The following is a 24082-nucleotide window of genomic DNA, read 5'->3' as shown; positions in this document are numbered from 1 at the left end:
AGTAGCGGCTCCTGGCGCGCTTACGATTGGCTGCGCCGTAGAATGGCACTTGTGCCGGACTTGTACGGTGCAAAGAAACAGAAAAGAGGTTTTACCGATGACAGATAAGCGCAAAGACGGTTCAGGCAAATTACTGTACTGCTCTTTTTGCGGCAAAAGCCAGCATGAAGTGCGTAAACTGATTGCCGGGCCGTCAGTGTATATCTGCGATGAGTGTGTCGATTTATGTAACGACATTATTCGCGAAGAGATCAAAGAAGTCGCGCCGCATCGCGAACGCAGCGCGCTGCCGACTCCGCATGAAATCCGTCACCATCTCGATGATTACGTCATCGGTCAGGAACAGGCTAAGAAAGTCCTGGCGGTTGCGGTTTACAACCACTACAAACGTCTGCGTAACGGCGACAGCACCAACGGAATCGAACTGGGCAAAAGTAACATTCTGCTCATCGGGCCGACGGGTAGCGGGAAAACCCTGCTGGCTGAAACCTTGGCACGTTTGCTGGATGTTCCATTCACCATGGCAGATGCGACAACGTTAACCGAAGCGGGTTACGTGGGTGAAGACGTAGAAAACATCATCCAGAAACTGCTGCAAAAATGTGATTACGATGTGCAGAAAGCACAGCGCGGTATCGTGTACATCGATGAGATCGACAAAATCTCCCGCAAATCTGATAACCCGTCCATCACCCGTGATGTGTCTGGTGAAGGTGTGCAGCAGGCGTTGCTGAAACTTATCGAAGGTACTGTTGCGGCGGTTCCACCTCAGGGTGGTCGTAAGCATCCACAGCAAGAGTTCTTGCAGGTTGATACCTCTAAGATTCTGTTTATCTGTGGCGGCGCATTTGCAGGCCTCGATAAAGTTATCGCAAACCGAGTTGAAACCGGTTCGGGTATCGGCTTTGGTGCGACAGTAAAAGGCAAATCTCAGAAAGCCACCGAAGGGCAGTTATTAGGCCAGGTTGAGCCAGAAGATTTGATCAAATTTGGTCTGATCCCTGAGTTCATCGGTCGTCTGCCAGTCGTTGCTACGTTGACTGAACTGAGCGAAGAAGCGCTGATTCAAATCCTGAAAGAGCCGAAAAACGCCCTGACCAAGCAATATCAGGCGTTGTTCAATCTGGAAGGTGTGGATCTGGAATTCCGTGACGAAGCACTGGACGCGATTGCTAAGAAAGCAATGGCACGTAAAACCGGTGCTCGTGGTTTGCGTTCCATCGTTGAAGGCGCTTTGCTGGACACCATGTACGATCTTCCATCAATGGAAGACGTCGAGAAAGTGGTGATTGACGAATCCGTCATCGATGGTCAGAGCAAACCATTACTAATTTATGGTAAACCGGAAGCGCAACAAGCATCCGGTGAATAATTCGCCAAAATAACCAGTCAGTTAGTATAAAAAGGGGGATTTATATCCCCCTTTTGTTTTTCCTTCATTCCTGGCATTGAATGCTCTGGAAACATCCCCATATACTGACTTACTTGTTGGTGATGCCAGATACCCGTGAGGTATTAAGCAGAGAGCATCCCCCATCACCAGGCGGACCTTAACTAAGAGAGAGCTCTATGAATCCTGAGCGTTCTGAACGCATTGAAATCCCCGTATTGCCGTTGCGCGATGTGGTGGTTTATCCGCACATGGTAATTCCACTGTTTGTCGGGCGAGAAAAATCCATTCGTTGCCTGGAAGCGGCCATGGATCATGATAAAAAAATCATGCTGGTGGCGCAGAAAGAAGCCTCGACAGATGAGCCAGGTGTAAATGACCTGTTCTCAGTGGGTACCGTCGCATCCATCCTGCAGATGCTGAAACTGCCAGACGGCACCGTTAAAGTGCTGGTTGAAGGGTTACAGCGTGCGCGTATTACCACGCTTTCTGACAACGGTGACCATTTCTCAGCTCAGGCTGAGTACCTGAATTCGCCAGCTATCGAAGAGCGCGAACAGGAAGTGCTGGTGCGCACCGCGATTAATCAGTTTGAAGGCTATATTAAACTGAACAAAAAAATCCCGCCAGAGGTGCTGACATCGCTGAACAGCATTGACGATCCCGCTCGTCTGGCAGACACCATCGCTGCACATATGCCATTGAAACTGACTGACAAACAGTCCGTTCTCGAGATGTCCGACATTAACGAACGTCTTGAATATCTGATGGCAATGATGGAGTCAGAAATCGATCTGCTGCAGGTTGAGAAACGTATTCGCAACCGCGTCAAAAAGCAGATGGAAAAAAGCCAGCGTGAGTACTATCTGAATGAGCAAATGAAAGCGATTCAGAAAGAACTCGGCGAAATGGACGACGCTCCAGACGAAAACGAAGCGCTAAAACGCAAAATCGACGCGGCTAAAATGCCGAAAGAAGCGCGTGAAAAAACCGAAGCGGAACTGCAAAAACTGAAAATGATGTCTCCAATGTCTGCGGAAGCCACCGTGGTTCGTGGTTACATCGATTGGATGGTGCAGGTGCCGTGGAATGCGCGCAGCAAAGTGAAAAAAGATCTGCGTCAGGCGCAGGAAGTCCTCGATACCGATCATTACGGCCTTGAGCGCGTGAAAGATCGTATCCTGGAATATCTCGCAGTCCAGAGCCGTGTAAACAAGCTCAAAGGGCCAATTTTGTGCCTGGTTGGGCCTCCGGGTGTGGGTAAAACCTCACTGGGCCAGTCCATCGCTAAAGCGACAGGGCGTAAATACGTGCGTATGGCGCTGGGCGGCGTGCGTGACGAAGCGGAAATTCGTGGCCACCGTCGTACTTATATCGGTTCCATGCCGGGCAAATTGATTCAGAAGATGGCGAAAGTGGGCGTTAAAAACCCATTATTCCTGTTGGATGAAATCGATAAAATGTCCTCAGACATGCGTGGCGATCCGGCATCAGCCCTTCTGGAAGTTCTTGATCCAGAACAGAACGTGGCGTTCAACGACCACTATCTGGAAGTGGATTACGATCTGAGCGACGTCATGTTCGTCGCAACGTCTAACTCCATGAACATTCCAGCTCCGCTGTTGGATCGTATGGAAGTGATTCGTTTGTCCGGTTACACCGAAGACGAAAAGCTGAACATTGCTAAACAGCACCTGCTGACGAAGCAAATTGAACGTAACGCATTGAAGAAAGGCGAAATTACGGTTCACGATAGTGCCATTACTGGCATCATTCGTTACTACACTCGCGAAGCGGGTGTCCGTAGTCTGGAACGTGAAATCTCCAAACTGTGCCGTAAAGCCGTTAAACAACTGCTGCTGGACAAAACGCTGAAGCATATCGAAATCGACGGCGATAACCTGAAAGATTTCCTTGGCGTGCAGCGCTTTGATTATGGCCGTGCAGACAGCGAAAACCGTGTAGGTCAAGTCACAGGCCTTGCGTGGACTGAAGTCGGTGGTGATTTACTGACCATCGAAACCGCTTGTGTGCCGGGCAAAGGCAAGCTGACTTACACCGGTTCTCTGGGTGAAGTTATGCAGGAATCTATCCAGGCAGCGTTGACCGTGGTGCGCGCGCGTGCAGAGAAATTGGGCATCAATGCTGATTTCTACGAAAAACGTGACATCCACGTTCACGTACCAGAAGGTGCAACACCGAAAGACGGCCCAAGCGCGGGTATTGCGATGTGTACCGCGTTGGTATCTTGCCTGACAGGTAACCCTGTTCGTGCAGATGTGGCGATGACCGGTGAAATCACGTTGCGTGGTCAGGTGTTGCCAATCGGTGGTTTGAAAGAAAAACTGCTGGCAGCACACCGTGGAGGTATCAAGACTGTTCTGATTCCGGATGAAAATAAACGTGATCTGGAAGAGATTCCTGACAATGTTATCGCCGACCTGGATATCCATCCGGTGAAGCGCATCGAGGAAGTTTTGGCTCTTGCATTGCAGAACGAACCCTACGGAATGCAGGTTGTAACCTCAAAATAGTGACCTGACGCATATTCGGTCAATAAAATCAGAGCTGGCGGGTGAATTGTCACTTGCCAGCTTTTTTTTGTGTCGCTACTTTAGATCGCTGGGGATGCATGTCATCAACAACGGGTGTTGTAAGGGCATGACAGGCCTGATATAACTGCTGCGCGGTCGCACTTTGAAGGATATCTGGTGCGATATAAATTATAAAGAGAGGAAGAGAAGAGTGAATAAATCTCAACTGATAGACAAAATTGCCGCAGGTGCTGATATTTCTAAAGCCGCGGCTGGACGTGCATTAGACGCTGTGATTGCTTCTGTTACTGAATCTCTGCAATCTGGGGAAGACGTGGCACTGGTTGGCTTTGGAACTTTTGCTGTTCGTGAACGTGCTGCCCGTACCGGCCGTAACCCACAAACAGGCAAAGAAATCACCATCGCTGCTGCCAAAGTACCAGGTTTCCGTGCTGGTAAAGCGCTGAAAGAAGCTGTGAACTGATTTATCGTCCGATATTTAGGGCAACGCTAGTCAAAGTTAGGTCAGGGCGCATCATTAGATGTGCCTTTTTTTATGCCTGATGACTAATTTTGTGCATGTTTGATGATTTGAACCCATTTTCTTGTCACAATACCCGCTAGCACGCAGCGGCACAGCAGTACGCATATTCAGGGATGCCCATTTAGCGACTGCGCTGGGTTTACCATTCACACTACAGTGGAGTGTTGTTACACCATGATGGACAATTTACGTACGGCGGCAAACAGCCTCGTAATCAAGATAATTTTCGGCATCATTATCGTGTCATTCATTTTGACTGGCGTGAGTGGCTACCTGATCGGTGGTGGCGCCAACTACGCCGCAAAAGTGAATGGTCAAGAAATTAGCCGTGGCCAGTTTGAAAACGCCGTTGCGAGCGAACGTAACCGCCAACAGCAGCAACTGGGCGAACAGTTCTCTGTACTGGCAGGCAACGAAGGCTACATGAAGCAGATGCGCCAGCAAGTGCTGTCGCGCATGGTTGATGAAGCGTTGATGGATCAGTATGCCAAACACCTTGGCCTGAGTATCAGCGACGAACAAATCAAACAAGCCATCTTTAAAGAACCTGCATTCCAGAACAACGGCAAGTTTGATAACGCGCGTTATACCTCCATCCTCAACAATATGGGGATGACGCCCGATCAATACGCGCAAGCACTGCGCAATCAGCTGACCACTCAGCAACTGATCAATGCCATCGTCGGCACTGACTTCATGCTGACGGGTGAAACTGATGAGTTGGCGGCTCTTGTGTCACAGCAGCGTGTGGTTCGTGAAGCCACAATCGATGTGAATGCACTGGCTGCTAAGCAAGAGGCTTCCGAGCAGGAAATTAACGCCAGCTACGAGCAAAACAAAAACAACTACATCGCCCCTGAGCAATTCCGGGTCAGCTACATCATGCTTGATGCGGCTTCTCAGAAAGTTGAAGTGGCTGATGCTGACATCCAGTCTTACTACGACCAACATCAGGATGAGTTCACTCAGCCTCAGCGTAACCGCTACAGTGTGATTCAAACCAAAACTGAAGCCGAAGCTAAAGCGATTCTTGATGAGCTGAACAAAGGTGCTGATTTTGCTGCACTGGCTAAAGAAAAATCCGCTGACATCATCTCTGCTCGCAAAGGTGGTGACATGGGTTGGCTGGAATCAGGCACTACGCCGGACGAGCTGAAAAACGCAGGTCTGAAAGAGAAAGGTCAACTTTCTGGCGTGATTAAATCGTCTGTCGGTTTCCTGGTCGTACGTCTGGACGATGTCGTGCCTGCGCAAACCAAACCGTTGTCTGACGTTAAAGATGCGATTGCTGCGAAAGTGAAACAAGAGAAAGCCGTTGATGCTTACTATGCTCTGCAACAGAAAGTGAGTGACGCGGCAAGTAACGACAACGAATCTCTGGCAAGCGCTGAAAAAGTAGCGGGTGTTAAAGCTGTTGAGACAGGTTGGTTCGGTCACGACAACTTGCCTGCTGAACTTGACTTCAAACCCGTTTCTGACGTTATTTTCAATGGTGGTCTGGTTGGCGCTAACGGCACACCAGGTAGCAACTCCGACATCATCACTGTTGATGGCGACCGTGCTTTCGTTGTGCGTGTCACAGAACATAAAGCTGAAGCAATTAAGCCGTTAGCTGAAGTTCGCGAGCAGGTTATCGCGCAGGTTAAACATCAGAAAGCTGAGCAACAAGCGAAGCAGGATGCAGACAAACTTCTGAACGCGCTGAAACTTGGCAAAGGCGACGAAGCGATGAAAGCCGCAGGTTTAAGCTTCGGTGCTGCAAAAACGCTGACTCGTACTGGCCAGGACCCAATCAGCCAGGCTGCTTTCATGGTGCCATTGCCGGCTAAAGACAAGCCTTCCTTCGGCGTCGCTAACGATATGCAAGGTAACGTTGTTCTGTTAGCGGTGGATGAGGTTAAACCTGGCGATATGCCAGCAGACCAGAAGAAAGCAATGGTTCAAGGTATCACCCAGAACAATGCCCAAATTGCTTTCGAAGCGTTGATGAGTAATCTGCGCAAAGAAGCGAAAATTAAGATGGGTGACAGCATCGAACAGCAGTAACGTTCTTCGGCGTTGCTCGCACTCCACTGCAACGCTCTGCAACATTCAAAGGCCGCTTTCGCGGCCTTTTCCACATTTAAATATTGCCATTTGTCCCTGTTTTTTCTCCCGTTAAGGTGGCTTTGCTGTCAACACACAAGGAGGAACAGCATGAAACCAGGAATCAAAAGTGGAATAAAAACAGTTTGTATCGCTGTCGCACTTATCGGTGCCAGCGCGTGTTCACAGGCAATCGCTGCCCCAACGGCTGCCAGGAATGAGACTGCTCAACAGCACGTTGAAAAAACACCGACCACCCCCATCACCACGGCAAAACCAGGCGATGCTGACGATGGCGTTGTGAGTATTAACACCGCTAGTGCAGAAGCTCTTGCGCAGGCGATGAATGGTGTGGGCCTGAAAAAGGCGCAATCGATCGTGAGCTACCGTGAAGAGTACGGCCCATTCAAAGCGCTTGAGCAATTACAGGAGGTGCCAGGGATTGGCAGTGCGTTGGTAGAACGCAATCTGTCTCACATTAAGCTTTAACGCTTAGTGCGCGCAGCTCGCGCTGTCTAAAAAGTTTGCTATGCTAAATCACAGGTCATACCAGTTTGGTGTGGCCTGTTTACCTCGCCTGTTAATTAAAACTAAAGATAGGGTTTTAGCGCTATGCAAACACAAATCAAAGTTCGGGGTTACCATCTTGATTTCTATCAGCATGTTAACAATGCCCGCTACCTTGAGTTCCTCGAAGAAGCCCGTTGGGAAGGGTTGGAAAACGCGGCTGGCTTCCAGTGGATGACGGACCACAACATCGCGTTCATCGTGGTAAACATCAATATTAACTATCGTCGTCCGGCAGTGCTTGGCGATGTGTTACGCATTGAAAGCGCCTTGCAGCAACTCAATGCTAAAAGCGGCGTTTTAAGTCAGGTTGTTAAACTTGAACCTGAAGGTGAGATTGTGGCTGACGCGCTGTTGACATTCGTGTGTATCGATTTGAAAACGCAGAAGTCGGTTCCGCTGGAAGGGGAACTGCGCGAGAAGTTAGTACAAATGATGGAATAAGCGGTTGGGCGTGGCGAGGCCACGCCCACTGAATTACTTCAGACCCGTTTTTTTCTTCATGGCTGCCATCACCGCTGGTTTATCCGCCAGATAATGGTTTAGCCCGTTAGAACGAAGGTTGCAGGCAGCACACTCACCACAGCCATCGCCCTGAATGCCGTTGTAACAGGTCAGGGTATCGTTGCGTACCAGATTCAGTTGCTGCCAATAATCTGCCAGCGCCCAGGTTTCTGCTTTATCCAGCCACATCAGTGGGGTTTCAAAACGAACATCACGACCCATGCCGAGGCTTACGGCGTGATTCAAAGCTTTCACGAATTCATCGCGGCAATCCGGGTAGCCTGAGAAGTCTGTTTCACAAACGCCAGTGATGACCGCTTCGGCCTCAACCTGATAAGCATAAATAGCCGTGAGCGTCAGGAACAGGATATTGCGACCCGGTACGAAGGTGCTTGGCACGCCACTTTCGTTTGGGTCGTAATCAGGTACGGGAATGTTGTCGCGCGTCAGGCTACTGACCGCTAATTCATTCAGTAAGGTGACATCCAGGACTTTATGGGCACGAGCACCCAGTTTCAGCGCAAGTTCACGGGCAACGTCAATCTCAGCACGGTGGCGCTGGCCATAATCAAACGTCACACAGTGGACTTCATCATACTGTTTTAAAGCCTGAATCAGGCAGGTTGTGGAGTCCTGACCACCACTAAAGACGACAACTGCACGTTTCATGTGTATTCCTGTTATATCCCCGCGTCTTGAAGTCGCTCGGGTCTAAATGCATAAAAATATATGTTAACGCCAGAGTACGTGGCTGCCCAGCTTCTTCACACCATAGTGGGAGGAGGTAACCACGCACGGGTAAAATCGAACCATCCCCATGCGTTGAGTTCAATGCCATTCACGCCGGGTGGCGCACTGATCTGGTAACGGTAATTAAACAGTGGCGATACGATGGCGTCGCGCATTAATCCGCTGAACACGTCTTGCAAACCCGTGCTGCGGGCATTTTCGTCCGGGTGGATTTGTACGGTGTCGAGCGTAGCCTGCAAATGTGTGTACTGGCTTTCCGTGAGAACCGCAGGCCACAGGACATCACTGCGCAGCCACTGCTCCAGCGTGTAAACCGGCGCTTCACCAATCAATCGGTCGCCCATCATTAAATCCGCGTCTGCTAATGCTTCACAGTCGGTCCAGTTTTTTGCGTCGTGGAAAATTAGCGTTAATTCGCAACCTAAAGCAGCAAGATAAGTTTTAAGCTGTTGTGCCATCACGTGCAATTCAACTGGCAAATGATAAAGCAACGTCAAGCGTGACGGGAGTGTCACCGCGTTGCGCTTTGTCCATTCCGGGATTTTCCAGCCTGGGATCATCTCGTGGCTTGGCATGATCAGCGATTCATCGACGGGCAGACTGGCGATAAGCTCTTGCTGGTGGATGATCTGCATCAGAAAGCGCGCCTGCTCTGGTGACAGATTACCGTTCTGCTTTACCGCCAGATAACAAAAACCGAGGCTGATGCTATTGCTGACGGGGCGCAGATGCACCAGTTCATCCTGTTGGCCAATGGCAATTTGCACCGGATGACGGCAGCTGGTGCCCAATTCGGTATCGAACAGCTGCGGGGTTATCCAGTATTCCACCGCTTTGAGTAGCGCATGGCTGAGATGGTAAGACTCAAAACTCTCGATACGCACCAGATTCTCTTTAAAGCTGTTGATGCGAAATGGCCCACAGCCAATTTGCGTATCTTCCGGATGCGCCAGGCGGCTGCAATAACTTGCCAGCCGATGAGCCAGCCAGTAATCGGGGCTATGCAACACAAAACGGATGCACTGCGTATGGGCAAGCTCAATGCTTTTTACGCTGACGAACAGCCGCCGCATTGCCGGGAGTGCCAATAGCATCATCAAACGTTGTTGTAGCTGCGTGGTTTCTACTGGTTCGCCATTGTGCCAGTGAAGCGTGGAGCGAATAAAAAAATACCAGTTCAGACCGTCTTCAGAGACTTCCCAGTGATGAGCCAGATCAGGTTGTGGAAGGGCGTTAGAGGAGGTGAAACGGGTGAGACCAGCAAAAACTTGCCCAGCCAAATGCTGTTCAGCACGGCCCGGCAGAAACCCCGGTTGCAGAGGTTCCAGCGGGCGATAATAAGGAATACGCAGCGTTGGCGTATCATTTTGCCATTGCCCACCGAGAAACGGTTGCAGCAACTGGCGCAATTGTTCCGGCGCGATTTGCGCCAGTTCAAGAGCATTCTGGTGCTGCCCTTTGTGCAACACCTGCTCCATCATTCCTGAACGAACGCTCTCCGGCGTCACCAGAAAGGTGAGTGTTCCTCGTTTCCCACGTCCTGATTGCGCCTGCCAGGTTAACCAACCCGCGTCTTGTAACTGATTGAGTAACGTTCGCACATGCCGCTCACTGCAAAAACAACGGCCAGCCAGCTCTGCGACAGTCACGAGTTGGTCTTCACCCGCGGAAGGCTGCCATAAACGCTGAAATTGGTTTAGTCGATTTAATAGTCTCAACGGTATAAACCCGGAACAATTTTCAGAAAGTATTCACTATTAGTTCCGTATATGCCAGGTGATACTGCCAACTGTGTTTTAGTCGTCACAAACTGGAGTGAACATGGCTCGTCTGGCTGCATTTGATATGGATGGTACGTTGTTAATGCCCAATCACCATTTGGGTGATGAAACGCTTCGTACCCTGAACCGTCTGCGTGAAGAACGCCAGATGACTCTTGCGTTTGCCACTGGTCGCCATGTTTTGGAAATGCGCCATATTCTGGGCTCTCTGTCGCTGGAAGCCTTTTTGATAACCGGCAACGGGACGCGAGTTCACTCAATGGAAGGGGAGTTACTGCATCGGCAGGATCTCTCTGCGGAAGCGGCAGAAACAGTGATCCATGGGGCGTGGGATACTCAGGCAAGCCTGCATGTATTTAATGACACCGGCTGGTTAACCCAATATGAAGTTGGGGAAATGCTCAATGCCCACGTTTACAGCGGCTTCAGCCCGAAAATTGTCGATGTTAAGCGCATACCGTCTGATGAAGTGACCAAGATTTGTTTCTGTGGTCCTCACGACGATCTTCTGCGTCTGAAAGTTCAGTTGGAAGAGGCTCTGGGCGAGCGCGCGTTTCTCTGTTTCTCTGCGGTGGACTGCCTGGAAGTTTTACCGGTTGGCTGCAACAAAGGATCGGCACTTAAGGTATTAAGCCAGCACCTGGGCCTGACGATGAAAGATTGTATGGCGTTTGGCGATGCGATGAACGACCGCGAAATGCTCTCAAGCGTGGGTCATGGTTTGATCATGGGTAACGCGATGGCGCAACTGAAAGCAGATTTACCGCATTTACCTGTTATTGGTCACTGCAATAAACAGGCTGTTTCTCATTATTTGACGCATTGGCTGGATACACCAAACCTCACTTATTCCCCGAATGATAAGGCATTAAGCCAGCCGGGCTTTTGCCCGGCATTTTTTTATCCCCGCCATACTTCAGGGAATCGAATTATTTAGGGGATTGACAGCAATTGGTTTATTTCACGTTGCCACGGCAACACATCACCGATATTTTCCTTCACCCATTCCGCGTTGTAGTAGGATTCCAGATAACGTTCACCGCTGTCGCAAAGTAGCGTCACAATGGAACCGGTGCGTCCTTCAGCACGCATACGCGCGGCTAGCTGCAACACTCCCCACATATTGGTCCCGGTGGATGCGCCAACTTTGCGACCCAGCACGGTTTCCAGCCATTGCATCGTGGCAATGCTCGCCGCATCAGGAACACGCATCATTTCGTCGATGACATCCGGAATGAACGACGGCTCGCAGCGTGGGCGACCAATCCCTTCAATTTTACTGCCCACTGCGCTGCGCAAGCTGCAATCACGTTTCTGCCAGTAATCCATGAACACTGAATTTTGCGGGTCGACTACGGCCAGTTGTGTTGGGTATCCCAGGTAGCGCAAATAACGGCCAATGGTCGCTGACGTGCCGCCTGTGCCTGCACTCATCACGATATAATCGGGCACCGGATGTGGTTCATGTTCCATCTGACGGAAAATACTGTCGGCAATATTGTTATTGCCTCTCCAGTCGGTCGCACGTTCAGCGTAGGTGAACTGATCCATATAGTGGCCGTTTAGCTCACGTTCCAGCATTTCTGATGCCGCGTAGATTTCACACGCGCTTTCCACGAAATGGCAGCGTCCACCGTAAAACTCAATTTGTTCCACTTTACGTTTAGCCGTGTAAGAGGGCATGACGGCGATAAACGGCAACCCTAACAAACGGGCAAAATAGGCCTCTGAAACGGCGGTTGAACCTGAGGACGCCTCAATGATGGTCGTTCCTTCTTTAATCCAACCGTTACATAAACCATATAAAAATAGTGAACGGGCAAGACGATGTTTAAGACTGCCAGTAGGATGAGTACTTTCATCTTTCAGGTAGAGCTGAATACCGGGAAATCCAGGTAGCGCAAGACGGATCAAATGTGTATCCGCGGAGCGTTGGTAATCGGCGTTAATTTCGCTTATGGCGTGGTTTACCCAGGTGCTGGTCATGATGTTGCCCGTTTGTTTATTTGTGCCTAGAGTAATGCAAAAAGAAGATAAAAAAGTTGCCTTTTAGCCTTTCAGAGGCGTTCAATGGAGAAAAAATTTCTCCTGGAATACGTCATGTTAGATAAAATTGACCGCAAGCTGCTATCCTTGCTGCAAAACGACTGCACCCTCTCTTTGCAGGCACTCGCTGATGCCGTTAATCTGACTACCACTCCCTGCTGGAAACGCCTGAAACGGCTTGAAGATGACGGCATTATTCGGGCAAAGGTCGCGCTTTTAGACCCGGAAAAACTTGGCCTTGGTCTGACCGCATTTGTGCTGATAAAAACCCAGCATCACAGCAGTGAGTGGTACTGCAAATTTGTCGCGGTCGTCGCGCAGATGCCAGAAGTGCTTGGTTTCTGGCGGATGGCAGGAGAGTACGACTACCTGATGCGTGTGCAGGTAGAAGACATGAAACGGTATGACGATTTTTACAAACGGCTGGTGAACGGCATTCCTGGTTTAAGCGATGTGACTTCGAGTTTTGCCATGGAACAGATAAAATACACGACGGCTTTGCCATTAGAGCGCTGAATTATACCCGTCATACTTCAATTATTTAGGGTATTCACGTTCCCGGCCTCAATAGAATTTATTTCTCTGCCTGACATCGGCAGACAGTACTTCAGGAATCTGACTGCGTGCGATTATTTGCTCAATTAAGCTGGTACTTCACCCGCGAATGGCGACGCTATCTCGGGGCTGTCGCCTTGCTTATTATCATTGCAATCCTGCAATTGGTGCCACCAAAACTGGTGGGCGTGATTGTCGATGGTGTCACCCAACAGCGCCTTTCCGGAAGCGACGTGCTGATGTGGATAGGCGTGATACTCATCATTGCGGTGATCGTCTACATACTCCGTTACGTCTGGCGTGTGTTGTTATTTGGTGCGTCTTACCAGCTTGCTGTTGAATTGCGTGAAGATTATTACCGCCAGCTAAGCCGCCAGCACCCTGAATTCTATCTGCGTCACCGCACTGGTGATTTGATGGCCCGTGCAACCAACGATGTCGACCGTGTGGTTTTTGCCGCAGGCGAGGGGGTGCTCACTCTCGTTGATTCGCTGGTGATGGGATGTGCGGTGCTTATCGTGATGTCGACGCAAATCAGCTGGGAACTCACGTTACTCGCATTACTGCCAATGCCCATTATGGCGCTGGTGATCAAACGCTATGGCGACCAATTACACCAACGTTTCAAGCTTGCCCAGGCGGCATTCTCAACGCTTAACGACAGGACGCAGGAAAGTTTATCCAGCATCCGCATGATCAAAGCATTTGGTCTTGAAGACCGACAATCCGCACTGTTTGCCGCCGAAGCCAAAGATGCCGGGCAGAAAAACATGAGAGTGGCACGGGTCGATGCGCGCTTTGACCCGACGATTTATATCACCATTGGTACGGCAAACCTGCTCGCGATTGGTGGGGGCAGTTGGATGGTAATTCAGGGCTCGCTGACGCTTGGTCAACTGACCAGTTTCGTGATGTACCTCGGCCTGATGATTTGGCCGATGCTGGCGCTGGCGTGGATGTTCAATATTGTTGAACGTGGCAGTGCGGCGTACAGCCGCATTCGCAGCATGTTATCCGAAGCGCCGTCCGTCCGTGATGGCGACAAAGAAGCGCCAGCCGGTCGCGGCACCGTGGAGGTTAATATTCAGGCGTTCCACTACCCACAAACGGTACGGCCAACGCTTGAAAATGTCTCCTTTACCTTAAAACCGGGCGAAATGTTGGGGCTATGTGGGCCAACGGGAGCCGGGAAAAGTACGATTCTGTCTCTTATCCAGCGCCATTTTGACATTGACCAGGGCGAGATTTGTTTCCATGGGATCCCACTCGTACAGATGCAGCTCGACTCCTGGCGCAGCCGTCTGGCGGTGGTAAACCAGACGCCATTCCTGTTCTCGGATACGGTGGCCAGCAACATCGCGCTGGGTAAACCGGGCGCAACGCAGCAAGAAATTGAACATGTTGCCCGGCTTGCCAGCGTTCACGACGATATTCTGCGTTTGCCACAAGGTTACGAAACCGAAGTTGGCGAGCGTGGTGTGATGCTTTCTGGCGGTCAGAAGCAGCGTATTTCTATCGCCCGTGCGTTATTACTCGATGCGGAAATCTTGATCCTCGATGATGCCCTTTCAGCCGTCGATGGACGAACCGAACACCAAATCCTGCATAACCTGCGTCAGTGGGGCGAAAACCGCACGGTAATTATTAGTGCGCACCGTCTGTCGGCATTGACCGAAGCCAGTGAAATCCTGGTCATGCAGCACGGGCATGTTGCCCAACGAGGCAATCACGATGTGTTGGTGGGAATGCCGGGTTGGTATCGCGACATGTATCGTTATCAACAATTGGAAGCGGCGTTGGATGATGCGCCAGAAACGACAGCAGACGAGGAACCCGCCAATGCGTAAATCAATACAGCAATGGCCAACCATAAAACGCCTGCTGGCTTATGGCTCACCGTGGCGTAAACCGCTCGCGGGCGCGGTGGTCATGCTGTGGATTGCTGCTGCCGCCGAAGTCAGTGGCCCGATTATCGTGAGCTACTTCATCGATAATATGGTCTCTGAGCATCGTCTGCCTGTCGCGGCGGTAGCGGGGCTGGCGACAGCCTATCTGCTGCTGTCTATCTCGGCTGCGGGGTTGCATTACTGGCAAGCGTTATTGTTTAACCAGGCTGCCGTTGGCGTGGTGCAAAAACTGCGAACTGACGTGATGGATGCCGCATTGCGCCAGCCGCTCAGCACCTTTGATACGCAGCCTGTTGGGCAATTAATTTCCCGAGTCACCAACGACACAGAAGTGATTCGTGATCTCTACGTGACGGTGGTTGCGACCGTATTGCGAAGTGCTGCTTTGATTGGCGCGATGCTGGTGGCGATGTTTAGCCTCGACTGGCGCATGGCGTCGGTGGCGATTTGCATCTTCCCCGCCGTCATTATCGTGATGTTCATCTACCAACGTTACAGCACGCCGATTGTTCGCCGGGTACGCAGCTATCTGGCTGATATCAACGATGGCTTTAACGAAGTCATCAACGGGATGAGCGTTATCCAGCAGTTCCGCCAACAAGCGCGTTTTGGCGAGCGCATGGGCGCGGCGAGTCGCTCGCACTATCTGGCGCGGATGCAAACCCTGCGTCTTGATGGTTTTTTACTACGTCCGTTGCTGAGCCTGTTTTCGGCGATGGTGCTGTGCGGCTTGTTGATGCTGTTTGGTTTTACCTCGGTCGGGACTATCGAAGTTGGCGTGTTATACGCATTTATCAACTATTTAGGGCGTTTGAATGAGCCTTTAATCGAACTCACCACACAACAATCGATGCTGCAACAAGCGGTGGTTGCGGGTGAACGTGTCTTTGAGTTGATGGATGGTAAACGTCAGGATTACGGTAACGATAATCGCCCGTTGGAAAGCGGCCATATTCAAGTCGACAACGTTTCCTTTGCGTATCGTGGCGATCGCTTGGTGTTGCAAGACATCAACCTTGATGTTCCCGCGCGCAGTTTCGTCGCGCTGGTGGGGCATACCGGCAGTGGGAAAAGTACTCTGGCTAACTTGCTGATGGGCTATTACCCACTCACCAGCGGTGAGATTCGTCTTGATGGTCGCCCGCTGGACACGCTGAGCCACAGCGTGTTGCGTCAGGGCGTTGCGATGGTGCAACAAGATCCGGTGGTGCTGGCTGACTCCTTCTTTGCCAATGTTACGCTTGGACGCGACATCAGCGAAGCGGCAGTCTGGCAGGCGCTGGAAACGGTGCAACTCGCAGAACTGGCGCGCACCATGAGTGAGGGGATTTATACGCGGTTGGGTGAGCAGGGTAATAATTTGTCTGTCGGCCAGAAGCAACTGCTGGCACTGGCACGTGTGCTGGTCGATGCCCCGCAGATTTTAATCCTCGATGAAGCGACAGCAAATATCGACTCCGGCACCGAGCAGGCCATTCAGCATGCGCTGGCCGCGGTACGCGAGCACACAACGCTTGTGGTGATTGCTCACCGTCTGTCAACGATTACTGATGCTGACACCATTCTGGTGTTGCACCGTGGGCAAGCCGTTGAACGCGGGACGCACAGTGAACTGCTGGCGCAACAAGGCCGCTACTGGCAGATGTATCAACTGCAACTGGCGGGTGAAGAATTAGCGGCGGCCACTCGTGAAGAGACTGCGACGGCCTGACGCACCAAAAACACGCATAAACCCAATGGGCATCCCCGTTGGTGCAGAAAAGAAACGCACCATGCACTTAAATGGTGCGTTTTTATTATCTAAGAAATTTCTTAATCCCAGTCATCGTAATTTCCAGCCATTGAATCCTTATACGGCGCGGTTTAACGCGCTGAAAATGCCTGTTTTTCATTTTTGGCATGGCCTTTGCTTTATCTAAATCGTGTTCTAGAGGCAATTACCCAATTCTGACTGGAGGGGATCTATGAAGCTGGTTACCGTGGTTATCAAACCGTTCAAACTCGAAGACGTACGCGAGGCGCTGTCTGCAATCGGTATTCAAGGGCTGACTGTGACCGAAGTTAAAGGCTTTGGCCGTCAGAAAGGTCATGCAGAGTTGTACCGCGGTGCTGAGTACAGCGTCAATTTTCTCCCAAAAGTGAAAATTGATGTGGCAATTGCCGATGATCAACTCGACGAAGTGATTGATGTCATTAGCAAAGCTGCCTATACCGGCAAGATTGGTGATGGCAAAATTTTCGTTGCTGAACTGCAACGTGTCATCCGCATTCGTACCGGCGAAGCCGACGAAGCCGCACTGTAATCGTCTTGCCACTCGTGAAAGGGATGGAAAAAATGAACAAATTAGCCTCTATCTTAGGCGTTGTAGCCCTGGCACTTGCGCCGTCAATTGCTCTGGCGGCACCGGCTGTGGCCGATAAAGCAGACAACGCCTTTATGATGATTAGCACTGCATTGGTGCTGTTTATGACAATACCTGGGCTGGCACTGTTTTACGGCGGCTTGATTCGCTCTAAAAACGTGCTGTCGATGTTGACGCAGATAACGGTCACATTTGCACTGGTTTGCGTGCTGTGGGTGGTTTACGGCTATTCATTGGCCTTTGGCACCGGTGGCAACTTCTTTGGTAACTTCGACTGGCTGTTACTGAAAAATATTCAACTCACCGCGCTGATGGGGTCTTTCTACCAATATATTCATGTTGCGTTCCAGGGTTCCTTCGCGTGTATCACCGTGGGGCTTATTGTTGGCGCGTTAGCTGAACGTATTCGCTTCTCTGCGGTGCTGATCTTCGTTGTGATTTGGCTGACGCTCTCTTATGTGCCGATTGCGCATATGGTGTGGGGAGGCGGTTTGCTGGCAACGCATGGCGCAATGGACTTCGCGGGCGGTACAGTCGTACACATCAACGCCGCGGTGGCGGGGCTGGTGGGGGCTTACCTGATTGGTAAACGTGTGGGTTACGGTAAAGAAGCGTTCAAACCGCATAACCTGCCAATGGTGTTTACCGGTACTGCCATCCTGTACTTCGGCTGGTTTGGCTTCAACGCAGGCTCTGCGAGTGCGGCAAACGAAATCGCAGCCTTGGCCTTTGTGAACACTGTTGTCGCAACAGCAGCGGCAGTCCTTGGTTGGGTATTTGGTGAGTGGGCATTGCGTGGCAAGCCTTCTTTGCTGGGCGCGTGTTCTGGTGCTATCGCCGGTCTGGTTGGTATCACTCCAGCGTGTGGCTATGTCGGCGTCGGCGGTGCACTGATTATCGGTATCGTGGCAGGTCTGGCAGGCTTGTGGGGCGTAACCCTGCTGAAAAAATGGCTGCGTGTGGATGACCCTTGCGATGTGTTTGGCGTCCACGGCGTGTGCGGTATCGTAGGTTGCATCATGACCGGTATCTTTGCATCAACCTCTCTGGGTGGTGTGGGCTACGCAGAAGGCGTGACGCTGGGCCATCAGGTACTGGTGCAGTTGGAAAGTATCGGTGTGACGATTGTCTGGTCCGCAGTTGTTGCGTTCATTGGCTTCAAGGTTGCTGACCTGACTGTGGGTCTGCGTGTACCAGAAGAGCAAGAGCGCGAAGGTCTGGATGTGAACAGCCATGGCGAAAATGCTTACAACGCATAATTGTTTCCCCTCACCCTAACCCTCTCCCAAAGGGAGAGGGGAATGGCCGTTCTCATCTGCACGAGGGAGATGGGAATGGCCGTTCTCATCTGCACGAGGGAGAGGGGATTGGCCGGTTCTCATCTTCACGAGGGAGAGGGGAATGGCCGGTTCTCATCTTCACGAGGGAGAGGGGAATGGTCGGTTCACTTCTTCACGAGGGAGAGGGGATTGTGAAGTTTCCTCCCTCTCCTGGGGGAGAGGGCTGGGGTGAGGGCGTCCTGACCCTAACCTCGCTTACGCATCACACCTTCCTGCACCGTTGACGCCACCAACACGCCATCGCGTGAATAAAACTCCCCGCGAACAAAGCCACGCGCACTGGAAGCCGACGTACTTTCCACGCTATACAACAACCAGTCATTCATATCAAACGGGCGGTGGAACCACATTGAGTGATCGATAGTCGCCACTTGCATACCCGGCTCAAGGAAACCAACGCCATGTGGCTGAAGCGCGACGGGAAGGAAGTTAAAATCAGAGGCATAACCCAGCAGATACTGATGTACGTGTAATTCCGTTGGCATTTTACCGTTGGCTCGCATCCACACCTGACGTACCGGCTCATCGACATGCCCTTGCATAGGGTTGTGGAATACAACCGGGCGGATCTCGAGTGGCTTTTCACAGAGAAACTTCTCTTTCAGGCTCTGTGGCAGCAACTTTTCAAACGCCATGGCGATTTCTGTTTCTGACTTCAGATTTTCCGGGGCAGGAGCCCCTGGCATGGCTTTTTGATGTTCAAAGCCAGACTCTGGCGCCTGGAAAGAGGCGGTCATATAGAAAATAGGCTTGCCATTTTGGATCGCCGCAACGCGTCGTGCGCTGAAACTATTGCCATCACGCAGAGTTTCTACGTCATAAACAATAGGCTTTGAGCTGTCCCCTGGGCGCAGAAAATAACTGTGGAAAGAGTGCACCAGGCGTTCTGTTGGCACGGTTTCTTTGGCGGCATACAGCGCCTGGCCAACGACTTGTCCACCGAAAACCTGACGTAAACCTAAGTCCTCGCTCTGGCCACGAAAAATACCTTCTTCAATCTTTTCCAGATTGAGTAATGCCAACAAATTGCTGAGCGCCTGACTCATAAAAGGTCCTCAATGAAATAATAAAAATCGCGCAATTGGCCTGATTATAACAGGTTTCCAACAATCGCCACCCAGTGGCCCGACCTGATCTTGTGTTACGGTTTTAGGCAAAAATCAGTGATATGTGCCACACTTAGCGTGATAAGTATGTTTAACCACTCATTACTTGTGGGCCAACAGCCTGCTGGTGCATTGATGATAAGGAGAACAAATCAATGAAACTTGTGCACACGTTAAGTGGTTTAGCCATTGCTGTTGCGATGGTGGGATGCGCGCATAATAAAAGTGCTGACATCCCGACACCAGCCCCTGCTGCGACGACTTCATCAGCAGCATCTTTAGCGCAGTCTGATATTCAACAGCCAAATGTTTCGGGTACGGTCTGGATTCGTCAACGTATCGCGTTGCCGCCAGATGCTGTGCTCACGGTGACATTATCTGATGCATCTTTGGCGGATGCGCCGTCAAGAGTGCTGTCGCAGCGAGCTGTCCGTACGGAAGGGAAACAATCGCCGTTCAGCTTTGTGTTGCCGTATAACCCAGCGGATATTCAACCTAACGCGCGCATCATTCTGAGTGCGGCAATCACCGTGAATAATCAGCTAATGTTTATCACCGATACCATTCAGCCGGTCATAAACAATGGGGGAGTTAAAGCGGATCTGACATTGGTACCTGTTCAGCAGACGGCAGTTCCTGTGCAGGACAACGGTGGCGCAGCAACGACCGTTCCGTTGACATCCCCGACTCAGGTTAACCCTTCGTCAGCGGTACCGGCTCCAACGCAGTTATGATGCTAAGCGTTGCCGAGTAAAGTGTGGTTTTCAATCCACGACAACTCACTTAAGCGCCTCCTTCGAGGCGCTTTTTAGTAATTCCAGCGATAACGCTGCATATCAATTTTCCCGTTGCCAGACACCATAATTCCCTCTGAAAGCAACGCTTGCCGCTGACGTTGTAAATCCGGGCCGGTCAGCGAAATCGTGCCATGACGGTTCACCACGCGATGCCAGGGTAATTTGCTGCCTTCAGGTAGGCGCTTGAGAACACCGCCTACTTGCCGCGCGGCGCGGGGGGAACCTGCCAGCCGAGCCACATCGCCATAGGTCGTGACGTGACCTTCCGGGATAGCAGCGATAATCTGATAAACGCGCTGCGGGAATGAATCGTTATTTTCCATAGCTAACTCCATTTACCCTGTGCTTTGAAGTCACCTGGGTATAACAGCCAGAGGGTAAGGATAATCGTCGTGCGCTAAACTAGAAAGAAAAACAGGGGCTGCGCAAGAAAGCAACACCTGACCGCTCCTTGCTTGCAATTGCCTGGGGCAACATGGATAATGCGCCAGCGCGTTAGGTAACTAGCGCTCTCAATGGGGGCCCTGTTGGTTCTCCCGCAACACTAATTTGTGAATTCGGTCAGGTCCGGAAGGAAGCAGCCGCAGCAGATGACGTGTGTGCCGGGATGTAGCTGGCAGGGCCCCCACCCAATTCTGCCTCCCTGACATTTCCATTCCATTCTTCTGCTTAGGTTTCTTTTCGGGACAACGTTGATTTTCTCATTTTAAAGCTATGTGAACGCCTGTCTTTTATCGACATCGTTTGAGGGAAGGGTATTGCTGGAAATGAGCGGGTAGAGAGAGGAATTGTTGCTTTGAGGCGTTGTAGATAATGATAAAGAACTGCAAAAAAATGCCCTGCGACATACGCCACAGGGCTTTTGCATTATGGGGTAACGATATTGAACCAGAATTCAAAGTTATCCATAAAACCTAGCATCTCGTTCATCTTCTCACTGTTGCCTGTCACCTTAACTTCACCTTTATCCACCGCCTGTTTAAGCGTTTCTTCTTTAAGGATGATTCTGTTAAGCGTATCTCTGTTCAAGGAGAATGTGGCATCGGCATCTTTTGCTTCGGTGTTAGCGGTATGGTTTAACACCCCATTTTCCAACTCCAGCTTGTATTTGCCGCCATCGCTACCCAAGTCGATGTTAAACACCGCTTTGGTATCACCCGCCTTCTCGCCATTGATATGTACCGCCAAATAATCGAAGAACATTTCTGGCGTCATTGCCTTAACGGTATCAGGGCTGGCAGTATTTGGCGTTGGGCCAATCCCCACGCCATTTCGTAGTTCTTGAGCACCAGTCAGGTAGAAGTTGCGCCATGGGCCAGATTCAGCCTGATAGCCCATTTGCTCCAGTGCATCGGCTTCAAGGTTTCGTGCAGTTTTGTTGCTCGGATCGGCGAACACGACTTTGCTCACAACCTGAGCGACCCAGCGGTAATTGCCCTGTTCAAAGTCAGTTTTGGCTTTCTGAAGGACAGCATCAGCACCTCCCATGTATTCGACGAATTTCTTTGCAGAATCTTCTGGTGGCAGCTCGTCTAACGTTGCCGGGTTGCCATTGAACCAACCGAGATAAAACACATAGGTGGCTTTTACGTCGTGGCTGACAGAACCGTAATAACCACGGCTTGCCCAAGTTTTGGCTAAGTTTGGCGGCAATTTAATTTTTGCTGCAATTTCGTCGCGTGTCAGGCCCTGGTTCGCCATGCGCAGCGTCTGGTCATTGATATAACGATACATATCGCGCTGGCCTTTCATCAGGTTCACGACATTATCTTTACCCCAGGTTGGCCAGTGGTGTTGGGCGATAATAATTTCGGCATCGTTACCCCAGCGATCAATTGCGGCGTTGATATATTTGGACCAGGCCAGCGGATCGCGGATTTTTGCCCCACGCAGAGAATAAGTGTTGTGCAGAGTGTGAGTAACATCCTCCGCCGCTTCGATCATTTTCTTCTCTTTGACATACCACAGCATTTCAGATGGGGCTTCAGAACCTGGCGCCATCATAAAGTCATAGGTCAGTCCATCGATAACTTCTTCCTGCCCCGTGTGTGTTATGTAATTTGTTGGCGCCAATAAGGTCACGGTACCTGCAGAAGTGGTCGTCCCCAATCCCGCACCCACCTGGCCTTTTGAATTAGCAGGTAAAAGATTGCCGTACATATAGCTTGCGCGACGACTCATGGCGTTACCCGCCATGATATTTTCGTCAACAGAGGCTTCCATGAACCCCTGCGGGCCATAGATTTTAACTTTCCCCGCCTTTACATCGGCTTCATCAACAACACCACGAACGCCGCCGTAATGGTCAACGTGGCTATGGGTATAAATAACGGCAACTACCGGTTTTTTACCGCGACTTTTGTAATAAAGATCCATGCCGACTTTAGCTGTTTCTGCGGAAACGAGCGGGTCAATGACGGTAATGCCTTTTTTACCCTCGATAATCGTCATATTGGACAAATCAAGGTTACGGATCTGGTAAACACCGTCAGTGACTTCAAACAGACCGCTAATGTTGATGAGTTGAGACTGACGCCAAAGGCTTGGGTTTACTGTATCTGGTGCTTTATCGCCTTCTTTAATGAAAGCATATTGTTGAGGATTCCAGACAACATTTCCTTTCTCACCTTTAATAATACTTTGTGGAAGTGCGGCAATAAAACCTTTATGCGCATTGGCAAAATCGGTTTTATCCGCGAAGGGAAGTTGGTTGTAAATGGCTTCATTGGCGCGTTTGGTTGCTGCCGTTGCTTCTTTTGTCGGCGCAGGAGTTGCCGCTGTTACTGACATGGTGACCAGTAAACCCGCGACAGCCAGACTACTGGCTATCAGATTCAATCTCATTAATTCAACCTCTAAGTGGCAATGTTATGTATTTGACGAATCAGAGTCGCCATGGCGAGAGTAAATATATTTTTTAAGCACAATCTAATATTGACGATTGATGTAGGTTAAAAAATCTATTCACTATTTCGTCAATTTTAGTGGATTGTTTTAAAGCACAATAGTCCCAAATGGGACTGTGCGTTATTAATAGGGGACGAAATAGAAACTTTAGTCAGTACAGACATCCCACCTTCGGTTGCACTATACTGCAACAACTGATGGTATATTTGGGGAGCCTATGAAAGCTGATTTTGAAAACATTCACTTCTGTTATCAATCACTTGATCTGAGAGGCTTTATTGTTGACGTTAGTGAAAAAGGCGAGAAACTCATCTTTTCAGATAAAGAAAAAATAGAGCCAATATCTGGTTTTATTTACTTTCCCCTGGAGGGTTCAGTCGCCATATCCCATGCGGAAAGTGAACTCACTATTGGCAATGTCATTGAACTTATGCCAATTGGCCTAATGGAAAGGTATTGCCCGCAACTCAACTTTGAATATAAATGCATGACACCTGTTGAATTGATTAAAATCTCCTGGCAGGATTTTGATGGGATCTTTTTTCAAAATGCTGAATATATGCAGGTGTTATCAAAAATTTTGATTTTTATGACCATATTCTCTTTGGAGCTTCATTCTGAGAGGAAACAGCTGACAAGTTACCAAACGATTAAACCGATGTTATATCGTTATCTATACAGATCGAAGACATTCCCCAACGAAAGCGAAGGTCTGGCGAATTTTATTATTCGACGTACCAAATTATCGCGTACGCATGTGTTTCGTGTGCTGGCGGATTTAAAGGAAGGGGGATATATTTCAGTGAAAAGTGGCAAATTGATTTCGATTAATAAAGTATTACCTGAAGATTATTAAAAAGTGGCAATTTATCTTAACCGGGTGCGGGTTTAATACTCATCGCACCC

19 protein-coding genes, 1 other RNA gene and 1 pseudogene are annotated in these 24082 nt (G+C 50.3%); 15 read left to right on the top strand and 6 right to left on the bottom strand.

Annotation, left to right across the window (positions count from 1 at the left end):
* Positions 1-97 precede the first annotated feature (97 nt).
* The 6 genes from clpX to RHD99_RS18885 all read left to right on the top strand — a co-directional run bounded on the left by clpX (position 98) and on the right by RHD99_RS18885 (position 7564).
* Positions 98-1372 (top strand): ATP-dependent protease ATP-binding subunit ClpX, encoded by a 1275-nt coding sequence (clpX, locus tag RHD99_RS18910; RefSeq protein WP_034457994.1) that lies wholly within the window; start codon positions 98-100, stop codon positions 1370-1372.
* Between the two features lie 197 nt (positions 1373-1569).
* Positions 1570-3924 carry an endopeptidase La gene (gene lon / locus RHD99_RS18905; RefSeq protein ID WP_183271324.1) on the top strand — a complete coding sequence of 785 codons (2355 nt, stop codon included), beginning with the start codon at positions 1570-1572 and terminating at the stop codon, positions 3922-3924.
* 211 nt (positions 3925-4135) lie between these two features.
* A complete protein-coding gene (hupB, locus tag RHD99_RS18900; protein ID WP_034457998.1) occupies positions 4136-4408 on the top strand; it encodes a nucleoid-associated protein HU-beta in 273 nt (90 codons plus the stop codon).
* Positions 4409-4642: 234 nt separating this feature from the next.
* Positions 4643-6514 (top strand): peptidylprolyl isomerase, encoded by a 1872-nt coding sequence (gene ppiD, locus RHD99_RS18895; protein ID WP_309875899.1) that lies wholly within the window; start codon positions 4643-4645, stop codon positions 6512-6514.
* 162 nt (positions 6515-6676) lie between these two features.
* Complete coding sequence (locus RHD99_RS18890; protein WP_183271451.1) at positions 6677-7042, top strand: helix-hairpin-helix domain-containing protein; 366 nt, start codon at positions 6677-6679, stop codon at positions 7040-7042.
* A gap of 123 nt (positions 7043-7165) precedes the next feature.
* Positions 7166-7564, top strand: a complete 399-nt coding sequence (locus tag RHD99_RS18885) for a YbgC/FadM family acyl-CoA thioesterase (RefSeq protein WP_183271322.1) — start codon at positions 7166-7168, stop codon at positions 7562-7564.
* A 33-nt stretch (positions 7565-7597) separates the two neighbouring features.
* Here the strand turns inward: RHD99_RS18885 and queC are convergent, their stop codons facing one another.
* On the bottom strand, positions 7598-8293 hold the full coding sequence (gene queC / locus RHD99_RS18880) for a 7-cyano-7-deazaguanine synthase QueC (RefSeq protein ID WP_309875898.1): 696 nt from the start codon (positions 8291-8293) through the stop codon (positions 7598-7600).
* 95 nt (positions 8294-8388) lie between these two features.
* Positions 8389-10092 carry an SgrR family transcriptional regulator gene (locus tag RHD99_RS18875; protein ID WP_309875897.1) on the bottom strand — a complete coding sequence of 568 codons (1704 nt, stop codon included), beginning with the start codon at positions 10090-10092 and terminating at the stop codon, positions 8389-8391.
* A gap of 103 nt (positions 10093-10195) precedes the next feature.
* Between RHD99_RS18875 and cof the strand changes: the two are divergent.
* A pseudogene (gene cof / locus RHD99_RS18870) lies at positions 10196-11011 on the top strand (HMP-PP phosphatase); the annotation flags it as partial.
* A gap of 77 nt (positions 11012-11088) precedes the next feature.
* On the opposite strand, the gene RHD99_RS18865 reads toward cof, so the two are convergent.
* Positions 11089-12141, bottom strand: coding sequence for a PLP-dependent cysteine synthase family protein (locus RHD99_RS18865; RefSeq protein WP_309875895.1), 1053 nt, complete (start codon positions 12139-12141; stop codon positions 11089-11091).
* Positions 12142-12255: 114 nt separating this feature from the next.
* Between RHD99_RS18865 and RHD99_RS18860 the strand changes: the two genes are divergently transcribed.
* The 5 genes from RHD99_RS18860 to amtB all read left to right on the top strand — a co-directional run bounded on the left by RHD99_RS18860 (position 12256) and on the right by amtB (position 18285).
* Complete coding sequence (locus RHD99_RS18860; RefSeq protein WP_183271317.1) at positions 12256-12717, top strand: Lrp/AsnC family transcriptional regulator; 462 nt, start codon at positions 12256-12258, stop codon at positions 12715-12717.
* Positions 12718-12824: 107 nt separating this feature from the next.
* Positions 12825-14603: a SmdA family multidrug ABC transporter permease/ATP-binding protein gene (locus RHD99_RS18855; protein ID WP_309875894.1), complete on the top strand. Its 1779-nt coding sequence runs from the start codon at positions 12825-12827 to the stop codon at positions 14601-14603.
* Complete coding sequence (locus tag RHD99_RS18850; protein WP_309875892.1) at positions 14596-16374, top strand: SmdB family multidrug efflux ABC transporter permease/ATP-binding protein; 1779 nt, start codon at positions 14596-14598, stop codon at positions 16372-16374. Before RHD99_RS18855 ends, RHD99_RS18850 begins: the two co-directional genes overlap by 8 nt.
* A 253-nt stretch (positions 16375-16627) precedes the next feature.
* Positions 16628-16966: a P-II family nitrogen regulator gene (gene glnK / locus RHD99_RS18845; RefSeq protein WP_183271314.1), complete on the top strand. Its 339-nt coding sequence runs from the start codon at positions 16628-16630 to the stop codon at positions 16964-16966.
* A gap of 32 nt (positions 16967-16998) precedes the next feature.
* Positions 16999-18285, top strand: coding sequence for an ammonium transporter AmtB (gene amtB / locus RHD99_RS18840; RefSeq protein ID WP_309875890.1), 1287 nt, complete (start codon positions 16999-17001; stop codon positions 18283-18285).
* 266 nt (positions 18286-18551) lie between these two features.
* Here the strand turns inward: amtB and tesB are convergent, their stop codons facing one another.
* Positions 18552-19412, bottom strand: coding sequence for an acyl-CoA thioesterase II (tesB, locus tag RHD99_RS18835; protein ID WP_309875888.1), 861 nt, complete (start codon positions 19410-19412; stop codon positions 18552-18554).
* A gap of 215 nt (positions 19413-19627) precedes the next feature.
* Here tesB and RHD99_RS18830 point away from each other — a divergent pair, with 215 nt between their 5' ends.
* Positions 19628-20206: a YbaY family lipoprotein gene (locus RHD99_RS18830; protein ID WP_309875886.1), complete on the top strand. Its 579-nt coding sequence runs from the start codon at positions 19628-19630 to the stop codon at positions 20204-20206.
* A gap of 74 nt (positions 20207-20280) precedes the next feature.
* Here RHD99_RS18830 and RHD99_RS18825 read toward each other — a convergent pair whose 3' ends face one another.
* Positions 20281-20592, bottom strand: a complete 312-nt coding sequence (locus RHD99_RS18825) for an MGMT family protein (protein WP_309875884.1) — start codon at positions 20590-20592, stop codon at positions 20281-20283.
* Between the two features lie 202 nt (positions 20593-20794).
* On the opposite strand from RHD99_RS18825, the gene ffs reads away from it, so the two are divergent.
* An RNA gene (gene ffs / locus RHD99_RS18820) (signal recognition particle sRNA small type) lies at positions 20795-20891 on the top strand.
* A 245-nt stretch (positions 20892-21136) separates the two neighbouring features.
* Here ffs and RHD99_RS18815 read toward each other — a convergent pair.
* Positions 21137-23113, bottom strand: a complete 1977-nt coding sequence (locus RHD99_RS18815; RefSeq protein WP_309875882.1) for an alkyl/aryl-sulfatase — start codon at positions 23111-23113, stop codon at positions 21137-21139.
* A 280-nt stretch (positions 23114-23393) separates the two neighbouring features.
* Between RHD99_RS18815 and RHD99_RS18810 the strand changes: the two genes are divergently transcribed.
* Complete coding sequence (locus RHD99_RS18810) at positions 23394-24032, top strand: helix-turn-helix domain-containing protein (protein ID WP_309875881.1); 639 nt, start codon at positions 23394-23396, stop codon at positions 24030-24032.
* The last annotated feature ends 50 nt before the right edge of the window (positions 24033-24082 follow it).

Origin of the sequence: Buttiauxella selenatireducens (assembly GCF_031432975.1) — a bacterium.
GTDB classification, from domain to species: domain Bacteria; phylum Pseudomonadota; class Gammaproteobacteria; order Enterobacterales; family Enterobacteriaceae; genus Buttiauxella; species Buttiauxella selenatireducens.
Note: the sequence above shows the minus strand (reverse complement) of the source record. Positions and strands in the feature narration are given on the sequence as shown.

What these genes read in the sequence shown, in the direction of transcription:
- clpX (WP_034457994.1), top strand. Translation starts at nt 98, where the DNA reads ATGACAGATAAGCGCAAAGACGGTTCAGGCAAATTACTGTACTGCTCT.
- lon (WP_183271324.1), top strand. Translation starts at nt 1,570, where the DNA reads ATGAATCCTGAGCGTTCTGAACGCATTGAAATCCCCGTATTGCCGTTG.
- ppiD (WP_309875899.1), top strand. Translation starts at nt 4,643, where the DNA reads ATGATGGACAATTTACGTACGGCGGCAAACAGCCTCGTAATCAAGATA.
- RHD99_RS18885 (WP_183271322.1), top strand. Translation starts at nt 7,166, where the DNA reads ATGCAAACACAAATCAAAGTTCGGGGTTACCATCTTGATTTCTATCAG.
- queC (WP_309875898.1), bottom strand. Translation starts at nt 8,293, where the DNA reads ATGAAACGTGCAGTTGTCGTCTTTAGTGGTGGTCAGGACTCCACAACC.
- RHD99_RS18865 (WP_309875895.1), bottom strand. Translation starts at nt 12,141, where the DNA reads ATGACCAGCACCTGGGTAAACCACGCCATAAGCGAAATTAACGCCGAT.
- RHD99_RS18860 (WP_183271317.1), top strand. Translation starts at nt 12,256, where the DNA reads ATGTTAGATAAAATTGACCGCAAGCTGCTATCCTTGCTGCAAAACGAC.
- RHD99_RS18850 (WP_309875892.1), top strand. Translation starts at nt 14,596, where the DNA reads ATGCGTAAATCAATACAGCAATGGCCAACCATAAAACGCCTGCTGGCT.
- glnK (WP_183271314.1), top strand. Translation starts at nt 16,628, where the DNA reads ATGAAGCTGGTTACCGTGGTTATCAAACCGTTCAAACTCGAAGACGTA.
- amtB (WP_309875890.1), top strand. Translation starts at nt 16,999, where the DNA reads ATGAACAAATTAGCCTCTATCTTAGGCGTTGTAGCCCTGGCACTTGCG.
- tesB (WP_309875888.1), bottom strand. Translation starts at nt 19,412, where the DNA reads ATGAGTCAGGCGCTCAGCAATTTGTTGGCATTACTCAATCTGGAAAAG.
- RHD99_RS18830 (WP_309875886.1), top strand. Translation starts at nt 19,628, where the DNA reads ATGAAACTTGTGCACACGTTAAGTGGTTTAGCCATTGCTGTTGCGATG.
- RHD99_RS18825 (WP_309875884.1), bottom strand. Translation starts at nt 20,592, where the DNA reads ATGGAAAATAACGATTCATTCCCGCAGCGCGTTTATCAGATTATCGCT.
- RHD99_RS18815 (WP_309875882.1), bottom strand. Translation starts at nt 23,113, where the DNA reads ATGAGATTGAATCTGATAGCCAGTAGTCTGGCTGTCGCGGGTTTACTG.
- RHD99_RS18810 (WP_309875881.1), top strand. Translation starts at nt 23,394, where the DNA reads ATGAAAGCTGATTTTGAAAACATTCACTTCTGTTATCAATCACTTGAT.